This is a genomic window from Rhodococcus sp. I2R (genome assembly GCF_020889545.1).
Taxonomy (GTDB): domain Bacteria; phylum Actinomycetota; class Actinomycetes; order Mycobacteriales; family Mycobacteriaceae; genus Rhodococcoides.
On the sequence record NZ_JAHUTG010000009.1, the window covers coordinates 117,010 to 133,870 of the forward strand.

Consider the following 16,861-nt stretch of genomic DNA (forward strand, 5'->3'; position numbering starts at 1 on the left):
GTGACCGCGCGCTCCCTGCACGAATCCGCCCTGTCCGTCCTGACGAACTGGAACACCGAGAGCTGGCATGCCGATTCGTTGCGTCACACCATGCTGGCGTTTCTGGACAGCAACCCCGAGGGCTGCCTGCGCGCCAACACCGCCGGTCACATCACCGCGTCCTCGCTCGTTCTGGACGAGTCCGGTCACCGCGTGTTGCTGACGCTTCATCCGCGGGTGGGGCGGTGGATTCAGCTGGGCGGTCACTGCGAGGAATCCGACGAGACCGTTGTCGACGCGGCACTGCGCGAGGCGCGGGAAGAGTCGGGAATCGACGATCTGGAGATCGACAATCAGATGTTGTCGGCCCACACGCATCCCATCACGTGCTCGCTGGGCAAACCGACACGGCATCTCGACCTGAGGTTCCTCGTGCGAGCACGAGCGGGTGCGCAGGCCGTCCGGAGCGAGGAGTCCACCGACCTGAAATGGTGGCCCGTGGACTCCCTGCCCGCCGCTGCCGAGGTGGACACCATCAACCACCTGGTCGAGTTGGCGAACCGGCGCTAGACGTCGGTGGAGAAGCGCACCCCGCCATCGGGGAGCTTGACTCCGGGCCAGACGCGGGCCCCGCGTAGCAACTCGCAGCGAGCACCGATATCTGCCCCGTCGCCGATCACCGCGTCACGAACCAACGCGCGCGGTCCGATACGCGAACCGAAGCCGAGGATGGACCGCTCCACCACCGCGCCTGCTTCCACGACCGCACCGTCGAAGACGACAGCGCCATCGAGTCGTGCGCCCGCACCGATCTCGGCGCCGCGCCCGATCACGGTGCCCCCGATCAGCAGAGCACCGGGCGCGACTCCCGCGCTCGGGTGTACGAGGGATTCACCACGCGTGCCGTTCAGTGCAGGAGACGGTGCAATACCGCGCACCAGGTCGGCAGAACCCTTCACGAAGTCTTCCGGAGTCCCCATGTCGCGCCAGTACGCGCTGTCGACGTGGGCGTAGATTCGTTTGTCCTCGGCGAGCAGCGCCGGGAAGACCTCACGTTCCACCGAGACCGGGCGGTCGTGCGGAATCGTCTCGATGATCTCGCGTTTGAACACGTAGCATCCGGCGTTGATCTGGTCGGTCGGCGGATCCTGCGTCTTCTCGAGAAAGGCAGTGACGCGACCGTTCTCGTCGGTCGGCACGCACCCGAAGGCCCGCGGATCACCGACACGAACCAGATGGAGCGTGACGTCGGCCTGCGTTCGGTGGTGGGTATCGAGCACTGCAGTCAGGTCGGTTCCGCCGAGAACGTCGCCATTGAAGACGACGATATTGTCCGCGCGGAGCCGAGGCAGGACGTTGCGGATACCGCCACCGGTACCCATGGGTTCGGTCTCGGTGACGTATTCGAGTTCTATTCCGAGAGAGGAACCGTCACCGAAGTGCTGTTCGAACACCTCGGCCTTGAACGAAGTCCCGAGCACGACGTGATCGATACCAGCAGCCTTGATCCGCGCGAGCAGGTGATGCAAGAACGGAAGACCGGCGGTCGGCAACATAGGTTTGGGTGCCGAGAGCGTGAGCGGGCGCAAGCGAGTGCCTTTGCCGCCCACGAGAATTACGGCATCAGTGGTCTTGCTCATGTCAGCTGACATGGTCGGCCTCTCTGTTGTCTCGCTTGTCCGGATTATCGATCTGTCGCTGCCGAAGCGCCGAAGCCACAACCACCTTCGAACGCGCCGCCAAGCCCGCGCGCAGCGCCCATCTCAGGGGAGCTTGCCATACGTGTGGGTGTCGATCAGCTTGAAACCTGTACGCGCTCGCATGGTGGGCGGGAAGCATCAACTCCGGATGCCGTCCTGCCGCATGACCTTTGGAGTGAGTGACCTCGACGCCAGGGACGTACACGTTGTGCCACCCGGCGCCAGCGAGGCGGTCCCCCAGATCCACATCCTCCATGTACATGAAGTATCTGGAATCGAACCCGTTCACTGAGTCGAACGCCGAACGCCGCAGGAGCAGACACGAACCCGAAAGCCAACCGACGGCGCGTTCGGTTGCGGCTTCGTTGTCCTGTCGATACCGCTGAGTCCATCGATTGCGAGGCCACAGCTTCCCCAGCAGCGCGTGGCCGGCGCCCGAGGTGAGGTCCGGCACCGATCGAGCCGACGGGTACCGGCTGCCATCGGGCTCACGAATCAGCGGTCCCAGCGCACCTGCGCGCGGCCACCGTTCGGCGGCAGCGAGAAGGCCGTCCAGTGAGCCGCGATGCCACCGGACATCGGGGTTCGCGACGACGATGAACTCGATGTCATCGTCGATCTCGGCGACAGCACGATTGACTGCTGCTCCGTATCCGAGGTTGGCACCGGTCCGGAACAGGCGAGCATTCGGGTAGGCCGCGGCGGCAGCTTCCGGCGCTCCGTCCGTCGAGCCGTTGTCGGCCATGACGACCTGCGGTTTCTCGTCCGTGGCGGACGCGAGCGAACTCAGGAATTGATCCAGGTACTCCCCGGGCGAATAGGTCACCGTAACGACGGCCAGCTTGGAACTCACGCGGGCAAGACTATCGGTCCCAGGTTTCGGCGCGTCACGTCGTGGCCGGTCGGGCCGACTGCAGCGCGTCGCCGAGTGCGTCGCGCCACCCCCTGAACGGTGTCAGGCCGGCGCGCTCCCAGGCGGCACCGGACAGCACCGAATACGACGGTCGGGGTGCAGGACGAACGTATTCGGCGCTCGAGCACGGCCTTACTCGTTCTGGATCGGCCCCGACCCCGGCGAACACAGCGCGCGCCAGATCGAACCAGCTCGCAGTCCCAGCGTTCGTCGAATGCAGAATCGAGCCGGTCACCGGTGACGCGGCCACTTCCAGCAGCCCCGCAGCGAGATCGCGGGAGTACGTCGGCGAACCGATCTGGTCGTCCACGACGGTGATCACGTCTCGTTCGCGCTCGAGCCTGCGCATCGTCGCGACGAAATCCGTCCCGGTTCCCGTGTAGACCCATGCCGTCCGCACCACGTTGGCAGTGGGAAGCTCCGCTAGCACGGCACGCTCACCAGCCAGTTTGGTGCGGCCGTAAACACTCTGCGGCGCGGGCGCGTCGTCCGGTTCGTAGGGTGTCGTTGCTGTTCCGTCGAAGACGTAGTCGGTGGAGACGTGTACGAGCCTCGCACCAGAGGCGGCGCAGGCTCGGGCGAGGTTGCGTGGGCCATCGGTGTTGACTGCCGTTGCCCGATCGATATCGGTCTCAGCGGCGTCCACCGCGGTGTAGGCCGCGCAGTTGATCACGATCATCGACGGCTCGATGGCGTCGGCGACCGCGGACGTGTCGGTGATGTCGAGCTCGGCACTGCCGACCCCGACCGTGCGACCGGTCCGGTCACCACCGCTCGCGAGGTCGAGGATCTGCCGGCCGAGTTGTCCGCCGGCTCCGGTCACAAGGATGTTGGCCACAGTCGCAAAGTGTGGCACGCCGCCGCTGCTTGAGCGAGGCAGTGACGTTTCACAAGTAGCCTGGAGGATCGGGGGGAGTCGAAACCAAGAGAACGCATCGAGAGGACCACAGGTGACACGAGAGTCGGACGGGCCGCGAGGCGAGCCCCGCAGCCGCTCCCGTCACAGTCGGCCTCGTCGACATTCCGATCCCGCGTATTCCGAGCGTGCACAGCGACCCGAAAGGCAGGCTCCCCGGCGTCGGACCGATCCGGCCCGAGAAAGGCCTGCTCCGGCGCGACAACGGCCCACCCAGGACCTCAGGCGTATGCGGGCCCCTCGGATAGCAATCGCTGCCGCGTCCGTTCTGATCCTGCTGGTGACAGGCCTGGCGTGGCAGAGCGTCGACTCACTGCGCTCGAACATCGCCACCGCCGGCGGTCTGGGTCTCGGCAACGGCGCCGACGGCGCCGTCGACATTCTGATCGTCGGCACCGACAGCCGCACCGATGCGCACGGGAACGCGCTGACCCAGGCCGAGCTGGATTCGCTGCGGGCCGGTGACGAGGTCGCGTCGAACACCGACACCATCATCCTGATTCGAGTTCCCAACGACGGGTCGTCGGCCACCGCGATCTCGATTCCCCGCGACTCCTACGTCGAGGTCCCGGCTATCGGCATGTCGAAGATCAACGCGGCCTACGGCGCCACCAAGGAGACCCGGCGGCTCGAGTTGGTCCAGCAGGGCGTCACCGACGCCGAGGCCGACTCCACGTCGACGGAGGCGGGACGCGAGGCTCTGATCGAGTCGGTCGCGGACCTGACCGGAATCACCGTCGACCACTACGCCGAGGTCGGGTTGTTCGGTTTCGTTCTGCTCACCGACGCGGTGGGTGGGGTCGACGTGTGCCTCAACGCGCCGGTCGACGAGCCACTGTCCGGCGCCAACTTCCCGGCCGGGGAACAGACACTGTCCGGTTCGAATGCGCTCAGTTTCGTGCGACAGCGCCACGATCTACCCCGCGGAGATCTCGACCGAATCGTGCGGCAGCAGGTATTCATGGCATCGCTGGTGCGCAGTGTGCTCAGTGCGCAAACGCTGAGCAATCCGGGCAAACTGAACCAGTTGAGCGCTGCGGTCCAGCGTTCGGTGGTTCTGGACGACGATTGGGACATACTGCAATTCGCAACCAGGTTGCAGGACCTCGCCGGCGGGCAGGTGAAGTTCGAAACCATTCCCGTGGTGGACATCAACGGCGTGACCGACTACGGCGAATCGATCGTCGAAGTCGACCCGCTCTCGGTTCGGACCTACGTCGAAGGACTGCTGGACGGCACCGCCGACGAGCAGGACTCGCCGGAATCGACCGACGCCCCGGAAATCGACCCATCGTCGGTGACCGTCGACGTCGCCAACGACAGCGGTATCGACGGTCTCGCGAGCGGCGTGGCAACCTCGCTCGGCGCCCTGGGCTACACGGACGGCACTGTCGGCAACTACGAGGGGACCTCGGTTACGCGCAGCACTGTTCAGGCCGGTGATCCGGACAGTGATGCGGCGCGCTCGGTCGCGGCGGCGCTCGGTGGTCTCGAGGTCAGCTCCGATGACACGCTGTCAGAGGACACGATTCGAGTCGTTCTCACCGCCGACTACTCAGGACCCGGCGCCGACGGTGCGGTGGTTCCGGCGGACGACGTGACGGGCACGCCCGACCTCGCGGCGTCCGGCAGCGAACCTTCCGCACCTGCAATCGACGCAGGTTCGGTCGGGCCGGCCTGCGTCAACTGAACCGCCAGTCCACTGATTCGCTTTGCGCGCTCGGATAGGGTTCGTCATGTGGCTACGACCCTGACGCAGGAACTGCTCGATCCAATTCTCGCGACCGATCCGGCGGGCCCGCGGGTGACGTACTACGACGACAGCACCGGCGAGCGGGTCGAGGTGTCTGCGGTGACACTGACCAACTGGGCCGCGAAGACCGCGAATCTTCTGCGCGACGAGTTCGGCCTCGAACCCGGCGCGCGAGTATCGGTGCTGCTACCCGCGCACTGGCAGACTGCGGCGGCGCTTCTCGGCGCATGGTGGGCAGGTGCGGACGTCACCCTCGCCGCCGATCCCGACGCCGAGCTGGCCCTCGTTCACGGTGATCGGATCGACGAGGCCGGGGATGTGCCCGAGATTCTGGCGTTCTCGCTCGATGCGTTCGGGAAGCCTGTCCCGGACTTGCCAGTGGGGGTCACCGATTACGCCAGCTCGGTCAGAGTGCATGGTGATCAATTCACTCCGTCCGGGCAGCAGGGTGCCCTGGAAGGCCGGTCCGTCGGGGAAGTCCTCACTGCTGCACGCGCCCGCGCCGAGGCTCACTCACTCGCTGCAGGCGATCGCGTCCTGTCCACGCTGGCCTGGGGGAACGCCGATGAATTGATCGACGGACTGTTGTCCGTTCTGGTCTCAGGTTCGTCATTGGTGCAGGTGAATCGCCCCGACGCGAGCAAGGTGGATCGCCGCAGCGAAACCGAAAAGGTGAGCAAGACCCTCAGCTCGCTGCAATGACCACCTAGCCCGCATATCCCCCGTCTGCGAGTCCCGCTTCGATCTCGTAGCGATTGGCGGCGCCGGGATTTCGGAGTTCCTCGACCAGGTAGCGCACCGCGAACGACAGTCCGTACCGAGCCCACTGGTCCGCATGGACGGCCTCGTGCCGGAGAACCGCCACCGAGGTGTTGCGCCGCGTGAGATATACACCACCGATCGTGGTGCCACCGCGGCCGAATCCGCCTCGCATACCAGCGGCAACGAATAGGCGAGCAGCTTCGTCGTAGCCGATCTCAGCGCGCCAGCACCTGGCGTAGCCCAACGCGATGTACGTCACCACCCGCGACTGACAACGTCCTCGAGCGGCATCGCGTATCTGTGCGCGCGTGGACATGGTGCTATCCGAGAAGCTTCGCCCGCAGGGCTGCGTCCTTCTCGGCCACCATGGCCTCCAACCCTGCCTGGTAGGTGGCCATCGCCTCCCGCAGCACCGGATCAGCAGCGCCGAGAATGCGGACAGCGAGCAGTCCGGCATTGCGGGCTCCACCGATGGACACGGTCGCAACCGGGACACCGGCCGGCATCTGGACGATCGAGAGCAACGAGTCCATTCCATCGAGATACTTCAGCGGGACGGGGACGCCGATCACCGGCAGCGGTGTCGCCGACGCCACCATGCCGGGCAGGTGGGCTGCCCCACCGGCGCCGGCGATGATCGCGCTCAGTCCCCGCTCGGCGGCGCTGCGCGCGTAGTCGAGCATGCGCTGCGGTGTGCGGTGCGCGGAGACGACACCTACTTCGAAGCGCACGCCGAATTCCGCGAGCGCTTCGGCGGCGGCCTCCATCGTCGGCCAGTCGGAGTCGCTGCCCATGATGAGCCCGACCTGAGGTCCCTGCAATTCGGTCATGCGTGTGGGTCCCATCCATCGGTCCATTCGGCGTGCGACATGAAGTGAGCCGCACGTTGGGCACGTTCTGTGATCCCGCTCACATAGGTCGCATCACCGTGATGCCCACCCGCTGCGCCCACCACGTTGACGTGACCGATCTTGCGGTCCTTGCGCTCGCCCTTGCCGTACAGGTGCACTTTCACATCGGGCATTCTCGCGAACAGGTGGTGCAGGCGCTCGTCCATGCTCATGGCGGGCGCCTCGGGGGCACCGAGAATGTTGGCCATCACGGTCATCGGGGCCAGTGGCGACGTGTCACCGAGTGGATAGTCGAGCACCGCGCGCAGGTGCTGCTCGAACTGCGACGTCCGGCACCCGTCCATGGTCCAGTGGCCCGAGTTGTGCGGGCGCATCGCCAGTTCGTTGACGACGATCGCGCCGTCCACGGTCTCGAACAGCTCCACCGCCATCGCTCCCACGACACCCAACTCCGCCGCCAGTCCGAGCGCCATGCGCTCGGCCTCGATCGCGGTGTCCTCACCGAGAGCGGGAGCGGGGGCGAGAACGACGGCGCATTGACCGTTGCGCTGCACCGTCTCCACGATCGGCCAGGCCGCACCCTGGCCGAAGGGTGAGCGGGCGACCATCGCCGACAACTCCCGTCGGAGCGCCACCTTTTCCTCGACCATCAGCCGAACCCCGAGGTCGAGTTGCCGCGTGACGATGGCTTCCGCTTCGTCGGCGTCGGCAGGCATCCAGACGCCACGGCCGTCGTAGCCGCCGCGGATGGCTTTGACGACGACCGGCCAACCGTGCTCCTCCCCGAACGAGGTGACGTCGCCCACCCAGGTCACCTCGGCGAATGCCGGGATGGCAACCCCGAGTTCCTGGAGCTTGCGGCGCATACGCAGCTTGTCCTGGGCGTAGATCAGCGCGGTGGGCGGCGGCTGGACATTGACACCTGCTGCTACCAGGGCGTCGAGGTGTTCGGTCGGCACGTGTTCGTGGTCGAAGGTCAACGCGTTCGAGCCTGTTGCCACCGTGCGAAGTGCGTCCAGATCGTCGTGGTGCCCCAGAACGACGTCTGCACTGACCTGCGCAGCAGGCTCGTCGGCGCCGGCCGCGAGAACCCGCAGCGTCTGTCCCAGAGCAACCGCCGCCTGGTTTGTCATTCGCGCGAGTTGGCCCCCGCCGATCATCGCTACGACGGGCATCCCGGCATCGGACGCGCGGGGGGTACTGGGGCGCGGCGAATTGGCGGCGCCGGAGGCAGAACGTGGAGCAGTCACGGCTTCATATCGTGTCATGTGAGGACCGTTCGACGTCCGCCAGTCCCCTCCCTACTCTGAGAAGACTCTGATGATCCGCGCGCCGGTTCGTGAAATCACACCAACGTTTCGTAGACTCCTCCGTTGTGCCCACGATCGACAGAGTGCTTCATCGCCTCCCCGGCCCTGTTCGGGAAATGGCGATTCGCCATAGCGAGTTGATCAAGTTCGCGATCGTCGGTGGCACCACCATGATCTTCGATCTTGCGATCTTCTACTCCCTCAGCTTGACCGTGCTCGAGCCGAAGCCCACGATCGCAAAAATCATCTCGGGTGTGATGGCGACGATTCTGAGCTACATCCTCAATCGGGAGTGGGCCTTCAAGAATCGCGGCGGACGCGAGCGGCACCATGAGGCTCTGCTGTTCTTCACCATCAGTGGGGTGGGCGTGCTCATCGCTGCGGCACCCCTGTTCATCGCCAACAACGTCTTCGACATTCGTGAAGGTCACGCCAGCCTGACGATGCTGGTGATCGTGGACTTCGTGCTCAACTACATCATCGGCAATCTGATGCAGATGGCTTTCCGCTTCTGGGCGCTGCGCAAGTTCGCGTTTCCCGACGAGAACGGTCGCGGCGTCGCCGCCGGGTCGATCGACTACGAGCCGACCGCCGAGGAAGCCGCCGAGGAACAGCTCGGCCACAGCTAGCGTGGTTCGCGCACCGGCGGGGCAGGCGTGCTGGTCGTTCGAGACACAGTCAGAAACACCGAGAACCGGGCGGGGCGACGGCGCTGAAGTTCCAGCCGTCCGCCGTCGGCCTCGACGAGCGCACGCGCGAGGGCGAGACCGACGCCGGTCGATCCCGCTCCGGAGAATCCGCGATCGAAGATGTGCGGTGCCAGCTCGTCGCTGACTCCGGCGCCCTCGTCGGTGACCTCGATACACGCCAAGGGCTCGCGCCGTCGTTCTGAAGAGTCGAGCGCCGTGGTGTCCATCGCCGGGACCAGACGAACCGAGACCGTGCACGTGCCGCCGCCGTGCGAGAGCGCATTGTCGACCAGAACCGCCACCGCCTCGCGCAAGCGAGATCCGGTCACAGCGGCTGTCACAGTGGAGTCGCCGACGAGTTCTAGCCTGCGTGATGCTTCCTCGAAGTTACGTTTCCACTCGGCGATCACCCCCGACAGTTCGTCCAGCACGCCGATCTCCTCGGTGCCTGCTGTGCCCTCGCTGCGAGAAGCCCGGACGAGTTCGTCGATCGCGACGGTCAATCGATCTACCTGGGCCATCGCCTCGTTCGCTTCACCGACGACATCCGGGTCGGGGTGGGTGGACAATTCGTCGAGTCGGAGCCGCACAGCGGTCAACCGGCTACGCAGTTGATGGGAGACGTCCGCGACCAGCGCATGCTCGTGCTGCAGTCGACCGGCAATTTCCACCGTCGCCGAATCGAGAACTTCCGATACCCGGTCGAGTTCGGCGATTCCGTGGCGCCGGGGATCGGGACGGAAATCCCCCTCGGCAAGTCGCGCAGCGCGACGGGCGACGTCCTGCAGCGGGTCGGCCAGACGCTTCGCCGTGAGGACGGCGACGGCGGTGCCGGCAAGAATTGATCCCAACACCACCAGTCCCACGGCTCCGACGGCTTGTTGCTGCAGGGTTCGCATGTCCTCGGACGGGACCTCCAGGCGCAGCGAACCCGACGCCCCCAACGACAACGATTCGACGAGCGGAGCGGGCACGAACGCCTCTCCGATGTCGACCTGCGACGCGGCGTCCCCAGGGGTCGGGTACACGACGACGAGGCGTCCCGCCTCCGGAATCGCGAGCCGCAGCGATCTCGTGTCGAGTGCGCCCACGACCATGCCCGAAGCCCCCTCCTGAGACAGGATCTCCGAGGCCATCCGGTCGAGTCTGCGTTGCAGATCGTCGCGAGTGAAGTCCTCGACCCACAGCCACGCGGTGTACATCAGAGGTAGGCCGAGCAGCAGGGCGGTGAGGATGACCACAGCCAGAATCGATTGGAGTATGCGTCGGCGCATCGCCCGGCCCTAGTCGCTGTTGATGCGGAACCCGACGCCACGCACCGTGGCGATCCGGCGCTCCGAGACCGAGCCCTCGTCCCCGATCTTTCGACGCAGCCAGGACATGTGCATGTCGAGGGTCTTCGATCCCCGGAGCTCGGCGTCGCCCCACACTTCACGCAGGATCGTCTCTCGGGACACGACCTGCCCGGCGTGATCGAGCAGCACCTTGAGCAGTTCGTACTCCTTGTTGGCCAACGAGATCTCGGCGCCGTTGACCAGGACTCTGCGCGCCGCCGGTTCGAGTCTGATACCGCCGACCTCGACCGGGGTGTCCTCCCCGGGTCCGCGCCTGCGTAGCAGGGCCCTGACCCTGGCCATCAGCTCGGCCAACCGGAAGGGCTTGCCCACATAGTCGTCGGCGCCGGCATCGAGGCCGACGACGAAGTCGACCTCGTCGGTTCTCGCGGTGAGCATCAGGACCGCGAGCTCGGAGCTGTTGGCGCGCACCTGTCGGCACACTTCCAGTCCGTCCATGCCGGGGAGGCCGAGATCGAGTATCAGGAGGTCGAAGTGGCCCTCCAGCGCCTGCTGCAGCGCGGCCGGGCCGGTCTGCTCCACGGTCACCGTGTACCCCTCGCGCCCGAGGGCCCGCGAGAGTGGTGCGGCAATCGCTTCGTCGTCTTCGGCCAGGAGCACGTCGGTCACGACGGTCAGCCTACGTTCGCAACCTGTGAGAATGCTGCATCATCTGCGTCTGCCGCCGCGCCAACCGGGCCGAGCGGAATCGGCGACGTCCTGCGCCGACACCTCCCCGCTGGCATCGTCGTACCGGTCACGCCTGACATCGAGTGAGTCGAACACCTGCTGGTAGAGCAACGAGTGCACGCGCTGGACATGTGGAATGTCGTCGAATTCCAGTGGGTCGTCCGATGCGGAGGCGATGATCAGGGTTCCGGTCCTGAGTATGCGATCGAGCAGACCGTGGCGAAACTGCACGTTGCTGATGCGTCCCATGGGGATATCGATGCCGGAGTGCGTGATGACGCCCTGGCGCACCAGAACTCGGCGGTCGGTCACGATGAAGTGAGTGCACTTCCAGCTGATCAGCGGCGCGAGAGACCGCCACCCGACGATTGCCGCCCAGATCACGACGGTGGCGACCAGGGCGATGGTGGCGCTGGTGCCGTCGAGTCGAGCCGAGATCACGCCTACGGCGAATCCGGCGACTGCTGTGCCGAGGATGAACGTCACAGCGGGCAGGACCAGCATCTTCCAGTGCGGATGGTGATGGAGCAGCAGGTCTTCGGTGTCTGCGAGCGCGTCCTGTGGGTAGCCCATGTCTCTCACTCCTGATCGACGGCGCGCAGATGGGTGACATCACCCGCGGCCACCGCCACCGTTTCGTCGGTCTCGTCCATGCGGACGACGATTCTGCCGTGTGCGTCGACGTCGGTGGCTTTTCCGAAGAACTGCCGATCACCGGGCAGTTCGACACGCACGCGACGTCCGACCGTGTCGCAGCGCTCTCGGTAGCGGTGCGCGAGGCTGTCGGTGCTCCACTGCGAGTTCCTCCACGAATCCACCTCTGCCCCGATACCGCGGAGGATGGCACGCAGGAGGGTGTCGCGATCGGACACGGCGGCATTTTCGAGTATCAGCGAGGTAGCTGTCGGGACGGGCAACTCCTCGGTGGTCATCGAGACGTTCAACCCGATGCCCACCACCACCGACGGTGTGCCGCCGTGTGCGGCGACCTCGGCGAGAATTCCGGCAACCTTCCGACCCTCGATGAGAACGTCGTTGGGCCACTTGAGCGCAGCGTCGACGGACGCGACCGTGCGCAGGGCATCGACGACGACAACCCCGGTCAACAGCGGTATCCACCCCAGTACGGCTGGGTCGATGCCGGGGAACTTCACCAGCGCCGACACCAGCACTTGCGACCGGGGCGGCCCCGAGAACGGCCGCGCATGCCTGCCGCGGCCCGTGTCCTGGTGCTCGGCCACGAGTGCGGTCCGGTCGGCCAAGGTGTCGGCTCGGGACAAGAGGTCAGCGTTTGTCGAACCGGTTCGGTCCACCACGTCGAGTCTCGACCAGGACGCCTGGGGGCCCTCGACGAGTGCGCGGCGCAGCGCCGCGATGTCGAGCGGAGGGCGTTCGAGATTGGTCCACATGGCCCCGAGCATATTGCCACCGCACGTCTGGCGTGATCTCGCTACCGATCGGTAGCATTGCTCGGCTTCTCCGGTTGATGGACCTGGGTAGGGATCCGCATCACAGCCGTGGTTAAAGTGATTGCCCATGACCAGTGTTCAGGACTCGACTGCTGCCGAGGCGCCCGACATTCACACCACCGCGGGCAAGCTCGCCAATCTGCGGAGTCGCCGCGAAGCAGCGATGGCGCCTTCCGGTGAGGCCGCGATCGAAAAGGTGCACGCCAAGGGCAAGCTCACAGCCCGCGAGCGCATCACCGCCCTGCTCGACGAGGGCTCGTTCGTGGAGATGGATGCCCTCGCCCGGCATCGCAGCCAGAACTTCGGCATGGCCGAAAACCGGCCCTTCGGCGACGGCGTCGTCACCGGGTACGGCACCGTCGACGGCCGCGACGTCTGCGTGTTCTCCCAGGACGCCACCGTCTTCGGCGGCTCCCTCGGTGAAATCTACGGCGAGAAGATCGTCAAGGTCATGGACCTTGCCATCAAGACCGGCAGACCACTCATCGGCATCAACGAGGGCGCCGGCGCCCGCATCCAGGAAGGCGTCGTCTCCCTCGGCTTGTACGGGGAGATCTTCCACCGAAACGTTCAGGCCTCAGGCGTCATCCCCCAGATCTCACTGATCATGGGACCCGCAGCCGGCGGACACGTCTACTCCCCCGCCCTGACCGACTTCGTCGTCATGGTCGACGGCACCAGCCAGATGTTCGTCACCGGCCCCGACGTGATCAAGACCGTCACCGGCGAGAACGTCACCATGGAAGAGCTCGGCGGCGCCCACACCCACATGGAGAAGTCCGGCGTCGCGCACTACGTCGCCTCGGGCGAACAGGACGCGCTCGATTACGTGCGTGACCTGCTCGGCTACCTGCCGAGCAACAACCGCGCCGAAGCGCCCCGCATGCTCCCCTCGGATCCCATCAGCGGCGCCATCGAGGACAACCTCACCGACGAGGACCTCGAGCTCGACACCCTGATCCCGGATTCACCGAACACCCCGTACGACATGCACGAGGTCATCCGCCGCATCCTCGACGACGACGAATTCCTCGAGGTTCAGGAAGGGCGCGCCCGCAACATCATCGTCGGCTTCGGACGCATCGACGGCCGCAGTGTCGGCATCGTCGCCAACCAGCCCACGCAGTTCGCGGGAACACTGGACATCGACGCCTCCGAGAAGGCCGCCCGTTTCGTGCGGACCTGCGATTGTTTCAACGTCCCGATCATCACCCTCGTCGACGTCCCCGGATTCCTGCCCGGTACCGGCCAGGAGTTCAACGGCATCATCCGCCGCGGGGCGAAGCTGCTCTACGCCTACGGCGAGGCCACCGTGGGCAAGATCACCATCATCACCCGCAAGGCGTACGGCGGCGCCTACGACGTCATGGGCTCCAAGCACATGGGCGCCGACGTCAACCTGGCCTGGCCGACCGCGCAGATCGCCGTCATGGGTGCCTCCGGCGCCGTGGGCTTCGTCTATCGCAAGAAGCTCCTCGAAGCCGCGAAGAACGGTGAGGACGTCGACGCGCTGCGCTTGACCCTGCAGCAGGAGTACGAGGACACCCTCGTCAACCCGTACGTCGCCGCGGAACGCGGTTACCTCGACGCAGTCATCCCACCGAGCCATACTCGCGGACAGATCGTCTCCGCCCTGCGACTGCTCGAACGCAAACAGGTCACTCTGCCCCCGAAGAAGCACGGAAACATCCCGCTATGAGTGCCGACGCCATGCCTCGGGAAGTGGTGATCGACGATGCAGCCGAGATCCTCGAAGCAGTCGGCACCGACACTGCAGGCCTCGACGCTGCGGCGAGCGCGGACGTGCAGGGTGCGATTCGCATCCTCGCGGGCAATCCCACCGACCAGGACATCGCGGCGCTGGTGACGGTCCTGACATCGGCGGCGTCCGCGCCTACGCCGGTGGATTCTCGGCCACCGGAACTGTGGGGAGCGCCGGCGTCGATGCACCGTACGTATGTCCCGTTCTCGCCGTATTCGTTCGCCGCGTCTCAGCGCTACTGAATCCGTCGGTGCTCAGCTTCGTTCTCGCGTCGGCATCGCCCGCTCGTCTTGGTGTGTTGCGCAACGCGGGGATAAGTCCTCTCGTGCGGGTGTCCGGCGTGGACGAGGATGCGTTGGCGGCCGAGCTCGGGTCCGCAGCAGATTCCGAGCTGGTGGTCACTACGCTCGCGCGCGCGAAGGCGCTGGCCGTTGCCGGTGAATTCGACGACGCCGTGGTGGTGGGTTGTGATTCGATGCTCGCCATTGCCGGCGAGCTCCAGGGCAAACCTCACACCGTGGATGTCGCACGCCGACGCTGGGAGACGATGGCCGGCCGCAGGGGCGAGCTACTGACCGGTCATGCCGTCGTGCGCGTGCACGGGGGCTCGGTGGTCGCGGCCGTGACGGCATGCAGCACGACGACGGTCCATTTCGGCGAACCCGGACGCGCCGATCTCGAGGCCTACCTGGCCTCGGGTGAGCCATTCGAGGTTGCCGGGGCCTTCACACTGGACGGCCTCGGCGGCTGGTTCGTGGACCGCATCGAGGGTGATCCGTCCAGTGTCATCGGGATCGGGCTACCGCTTGTTCGCCGCCTGCTCGCCGAGGTGGGCGTCACCATGGCCGAGCTGTGGTCCTCAGCCGGCGAGTAGTCCGGTCAACTCCTGGGCCCACTCCTCGGCCTGTGCCTTGGGCTTGATGTTGGACGACCCGTCGTGGCGTGCATGTTCGTGCACCTGCTGCGCGCCGAGCTCGATCAGCTTCTGCGCCATGATCTCCCCGCCGCGATTGAATGTCGCTTCGTAGATGCGATCGCCCAGCCCGAACAGCGCGAACCGAAGGCCTGTGAGATCCGGGGCGTCCTCGACGAGCGCTTCGTAGAACGGTTCGGCACCTGTGGGTAGTTCGCCCTCGCCGTAGGTGGAGCAAATGATGACGTGGAAGTCGTCGGTGTCGATGTCCGATACCTCGTACTCGAGCATGTCGCGTACTTCGGCGTCGTGGTCCACCAGTACCTCGGCGATCTTGTCCGCGACCTCCTCGGCCGTACCGGTCTCCGAACCGAACAACACGACTACTGACATGTCCTCTTCCCCCTTCTGCGGCCCTGCTGAACTTCGCTGCTCAATCGGTGGACAAGCATATCCTCACCAGTACGTGGGAGTCAGCTCCCACTTGTCGTACTCGTCGGAGATCAACGCACGTAGGTGCTCCACAGTCGGGAAGTGATCGGGGTCCAGACCGGTGACACACAGTGTTGCCGTCTCGCCCGATATGTTCCACCACACGCTCACACCGCCTTTGGTCCGCCGGAGCAGTTCGGCGGTGGTGTTCTGGGTGATCGAACGCATGGCCACGGACCGCGCAGGCACGCCGCCGATCGATCGAGCGCGAGCGCCGCGGTCTCCGAGGTTGGAGCACAGGCACAACGGAGCTGTGGCCGATCTGGACGCCTGCGCGACGATGACGTCCGGCAGCATCTGCATCAGAGGCTTGGCCAACTCGAACGAGGTGGGTTCGGATACGTCGGCGAGCGCCGTGAATGCGGCTTTGCTCTTCGACCGGATCTGCGACAGATCGGCGCGATACCCCTGGTGACCTTCGACCTGAATGGACACTCCCGATGTCGCGTTGGCACGAATGTCCCCGGGCACTCGTGTGCTCACCGGCAGGGACACCTTGATCGGAGCCGCGCCCTCGACCCGCCCGCTTCCGGCGAGAATGCCGAGCGCGACTGCGACCAGAAGACTGTTCGCGCTGCCTCCGGCGGCAGCTGCGGCAGCGGTCCATTCCTCGGTCGGACAGTCCACGACAACGGTGCTGGGCGTGAAATCTCCGACCGCCAACGGGCCGACTACCGCGCCGCTAGCGGACGGCTCGGCGCTCACCGGGGCGGAGCCAGGCGAGCCGGACAGGGCGCCGCGGACACTCCGCGCGAGTACTCGCGCGGCTCCCCGTGCCGCTGCCCCGAACTGACCGGCCGCATCCCGCACGTCCGCCTCGATCGGTCGATCCCAAGCCGAGCAGAAATCCTCGGGATCACCCGGACCCTCGATCGCGGCGATCGCTGCCGATGTGAGTGCGCCGCCGTCGCCAACGACGTGGGATGCGACCAGCGACATCGCGGAGCCACCCTCCTCGATCGTGGTGTATGCCAGTTGCCACACCGGCCCATCGATCGGGTTCAGCGCAGTCGCGGCGCGCTCGCGCATCCACTGACCCAACTGCGACGCCGGGATGCCCGCATCGGTCACGTCGAGCGGCAGCGTGTGGGATGCACGGGTCCATCGGTCGCGCGCCCCTGGCACACGGACACGCTCGACTGTTCTACCGAGGGGCCCTTCTGACAGGTTGCGCCACATGGCGTTCGCGGCCTCGCGCGGAACTGCGTCGTCGAATCGCCAGACGATCTGGTTGACGACCGGGACGTTCAGCACACACTCCATACGGAGAAACAGGTCGTCGTCGTACGTCAGTCGGCTCACTCGACAAGCGTATCGGCGTCGGGTGC

19 protein-coding genes are annotated in these 16,861 nt (G+C 66.0%); 7 read left to right on the forward strand and 12 right to left on the reverse strand.

Annotated elements, in window-relative coordinates:
* Window positions 1-549, forward strand: a complete 549-nt coding sequence (locus KVY23_RS11575; RefSeq protein WP_230556497.1) for an NUDIX hydrolase — start codon at window positions 1-3, stop codon at window positions 547-549.
* Here KVY23_RS11575 and KVY23_RS11580 read toward each other — a convergent pair.
* Genes KVY23_RS11580 through rfbD form a run of 3 tightly spaced genes read right to left on the reverse strand, consistent with a single transcriptional unit; the run spans window position 546 to window position 3,430 of the window.
* Window positions 546-1,631 (reverse strand): sugar phosphate nucleotidyltransferase, encoded by a 1,086-nt coding sequence (locus KVY23_RS11580; protein WP_206511276.1) that lies wholly within the window; start codon window positions 1,629-1,631, stop codon window positions 546-548. The two genes, KVY23_RS11575 and KVY23_RS11580, sit on opposite strands and share 4 nt — an antisense overlap.
* Window positions 1,621-2,532 (reverse strand): glycosyltransferase family 2 protein, encoded by a 912-nt coding sequence (locus tag KVY23_RS11585; protein ID WP_230556498.1) that lies wholly within the window; start codon window positions 2,530-2,532, stop codon window positions 1,621-1,623. The genes KVY23_RS11580 and KVY23_RS11585 overlap by 11 nt, the downstream gene beginning before the upstream one ends.
* A 34-nt stretch (window positions 2,533-2,566) precedes the next feature.
* Window positions 2,567-3,430, reverse strand: a complete 864-nt coding sequence (gene rfbD, locus KVY23_RS11590) for a dTDP-4-dehydrorhamnose reductase (protein WP_230556499.1) — start codon at window positions 3,428-3,430, stop codon at window positions 2,567-2,569.
* A 307-nt stretch (window positions 3,431-3,737) separates the two neighbouring features.
* On the opposite strand from rfbD, the gene KVY23_RS11595 reads away from it, so the two are divergent.
* Both KVY23_RS11595 and KVY23_RS11600 read left to right on the forward strand, forming a co-directional pair.
* A complete protein-coding gene (locus tag KVY23_RS11595; RefSeq protein WP_230556500.1) occupies window positions 3,738-5,198 on the forward strand; it encodes an LCP family protein in 1,461 nt (486 codons plus the stop codon).
* Window positions 5,199-5,246: 48 nt separating this feature from the next.
* Window positions 5,247-5,963 (forward strand): TIGR03089 family protein, encoded by a 717-nt coding sequence (locus KVY23_RS11600; RefSeq protein ID WP_230556501.1) that lies wholly within the window; start codon window positions 5,247-5,249, stop codon window positions 5,961-5,963.
* Window positions 5,964-5,967: 4 nt separating this feature from the next.
* On the opposite strand, the gene KVY23_RS11605 is transcribed toward KVY23_RS11600, so the two are convergent.
* From KVY23_RS11605 to KVY23_RS11615, 3 genes are read right to left on the reverse strand one after another with little or no spacing between them, the layout of a single operon-like run.
* A complete protein-coding gene (locus KVY23_RS11605; RefSeq protein ID WP_075839790.1) occupies window positions 5,968-6,339 on the reverse strand; it encodes a hypothetical protein in 372 nt (123 codons plus the stop codon).
* A 4-nt stretch (window positions 6,340-6,343) separates the two neighbouring features.
* A complete protein-coding gene (gene purE, locus KVY23_RS11610) occupies window positions 6,344-6,853 on the reverse strand; it encodes a 5-(carboxyamino)imidazole ribonucleotide mutase (RefSeq protein ID WP_075839789.1) in 510 nt (169 codons plus the stop codon).
* Complete coding sequence (locus KVY23_RS11615) at window positions 6,850-8,142, reverse strand: 5-(carboxyamino)imidazole ribonucleotide synthase (protein ID WP_230556502.1); 1,293 nt, start codon at window positions 8,140-8,142, stop codon at window positions 6,850-6,852. Before KVY23_RS11615 ends, purE begins: the two co-directional genes overlap by 4 nt.
* 107 nt (window positions 8,143-8,249) lie before the next feature.
* On the opposite strand from KVY23_RS11615, the gene KVY23_RS11620 reads away from it, so the two are divergent.
* Entirely contained in the window at window positions 8,250-8,813 is a 564-nt protein-coding gene (locus KVY23_RS11620) for a GtrA family protein (RefSeq protein WP_230556503.1), read from the forward strand.
* Here KVY23_RS11620 and KVY23_RS11625 read toward each other — a convergent pair.
* Genes KVY23_RS11625 through KVY23_RS11640 form a run of 4 tightly spaced genes read right to left on the reverse strand, consistent with a single transcriptional unit; the run spans window position 8,810 to window position 12,306 of the window.
* Window positions 8,810-10,147, reverse strand: a complete 1,338-nt coding sequence (locus KVY23_RS11625; protein WP_230556504.1) for a HAMP domain-containing sensor histidine kinase — start codon at window positions 10,145-10,147, stop codon at window positions 8,810-8,812. The genes KVY23_RS11620 and KVY23_RS11625 overlap by 4 nt on opposite strands.
* Window positions 10,148-10,156: 9 nt before the next feature.
* Window positions 10,157-10,837 carry a response regulator transcription factor gene (locus KVY23_RS11630; protein ID WP_075839788.1) on the reverse strand — a complete coding sequence of 227 codons (681 nt, stop codon included), beginning with the start codon at window positions 10,835-10,837 and terminating at the stop codon, window positions 10,157-10,159.
* A 39-nt stretch (window positions 10,838-10,876) separates the two neighbouring features.
* Window positions 10,877-11,470, reverse strand: a complete 594-nt coding sequence (locus KVY23_RS11635) for a PH domain-containing protein (protein WP_230556505.1) — start codon at window positions 11,468-11,470, stop codon at window positions 10,877-10,879.
* 5 nt (window positions 11,471-11,475) lie between these two features.
* On the reverse strand, window positions 11,476-12,306 hold the full coding sequence (locus tag KVY23_RS11640; RefSeq protein ID WP_230556506.1) for a biotin--[acetyl-CoA-carboxylase] ligase: 831 nt from the start codon (window positions 12,304-12,306) through the stop codon (window positions 11,476-11,478).
* Between the two features lie 127 nt (window positions 12,307-12,433).
* Here KVY23_RS11640 and KVY23_RS11645 point away from each other — a divergent pair, with 127 nt between their 5' ends.
* From KVY23_RS11645 to KVY23_RS11655, 3 genes are read left to right on the forward strand one after another with little or no spacing between them, the layout of a single operon-like run.
* A complete protein-coding gene (locus KVY23_RS11645; RefSeq protein WP_206511284.1) occupies window positions 12,434-14,065 on the forward strand; it encodes an acyl-CoA carboxylase subunit beta in 1,632 nt (543 codons plus the stop codon).
* The gene (locus KVY23_RS11650; RefSeq protein WP_075839786.1) at window positions 14,062-14,370 is read left to right on the forward strand and encodes an acyl-CoA carboxylase subunit epsilon; all 309 of its coding nucleotides are present in this window, start codon (window positions 14,062-14,064) and stop codon (window positions 14,368-14,370) included. Before KVY23_RS11645 ends, KVY23_RS11650 begins: the two co-directional genes overlap by 4 nt.
* Window positions 14,371-14,378: 8 nt before the next feature.
* The gene (locus KVY23_RS11655; RefSeq protein WP_230556507.1) at window positions 14,379-15,002 is read left to right on the forward strand and encodes a nucleoside triphosphate pyrophosphatase; all 624 of its coding nucleotides are present in this window, start codon (window positions 14,379-14,381) and stop codon (window positions 15,000-15,002) included.
* Here the strand turns inward: KVY23_RS11655 and KVY23_RS11660 are convergent.
* Complete coding sequence (locus KVY23_RS11660) at window positions 14,988-15,434, reverse strand: flavodoxin domain-containing protein (protein ID WP_230556508.1); 447 nt, start codon at window positions 15,432-15,434, stop codon at window positions 14,988-14,990. The genes KVY23_RS11655 and KVY23_RS11660 overlap by 15 nt on opposite strands.
* 63 nt (window positions 15,435-15,497) lie before the next feature.
* Entirely contained in the window at window positions 15,498-16,835 is a 1,338-nt protein-coding gene (locus KVY23_RS11665; RefSeq protein ID WP_230556509.1) for a hypothetical protein, read from the reverse strand.
* Window positions 16,836-16,861: the final 26 nt, after the last annotated feature.

Excerpts from the sequence above, each read along its gene's own strand:
- purE (WP_075839789.1), bottom strand. The coding sequence starts at position 6,853 with ATGACCGAATTGCAGGGACCTCAGGTCGGGCTCATCATGGGCAGCGAC.
- KVY23_RS11640 (WP_230556506.1), bottom strand. The coding sequence starts at position 12,306 with ATGTGGACCAATCTCGAACGCCCTCCGCTCGACATCGCGGCGCTGCGC.
- KVY23_RS11625 (WP_230556504.1), bottom strand. The coding sequence starts at position 10,147 with ATGCGCCGACGCATACTCCAATCGATTCTGGCTGTGGTCATCCTCACC.
- KVY23_RS11615 (WP_230556502.1), bottom strand. The coding sequence starts at position 8,142 with ATGACACGATATGAAGCCGTGACTGCTCCACGTTCTGCCTCCGGCGCC.
- KVY23_RS11605 (WP_075839790.1), bottom strand. The coding sequence starts at position 6,339 with ATGTCCACGCGCGCACAGATACGCGATGCCGCTCGAGGACGTTGTCAG.
- KVY23_RS11645 (WP_206511284.1), top strand. The coding sequence starts at position 12,434 with ATGACCAGTGTTCAGGACTCGACTGCTGCCGAGGCGCCCGACATTCAC.
- KVY23_RS11635 (WP_230556505.1), bottom strand. The coding sequence starts at position 11,470 with ATGGGCTACCCACAGGACGCGCTCGCAGACACCGAAGACCTGCTGCTC.
- KVY23_RS11595 (WP_230556500.1), top strand. The coding sequence starts at position 3,738 with ATGCGGGCCCCTCGGATAGCAATCGCTGCCGCGTCCGTTCTGATCCTG.
- KVY23_RS11580 (WP_206511276.1), bottom strand. The coding sequence starts at position 1,631 with ATGTCAGCTGACATGAGCAAGACCACTGATGCCGTAATTCTCGTGGGC.
- KVY23_RS11650 (WP_075839786.1), top strand. The coding sequence starts at position 14,062 with ATGAGTGCCGACGCCATGCCTCGGGAAGTGGTGATCGACGATGCAGCC.
- KVY23_RS11660 (WP_230556508.1), bottom strand. The coding sequence starts at position 15,434 with ATGTCAGTAGTCGTGTTGTTCGGTTCGGAGACCGGTACGGCCGAGGAG.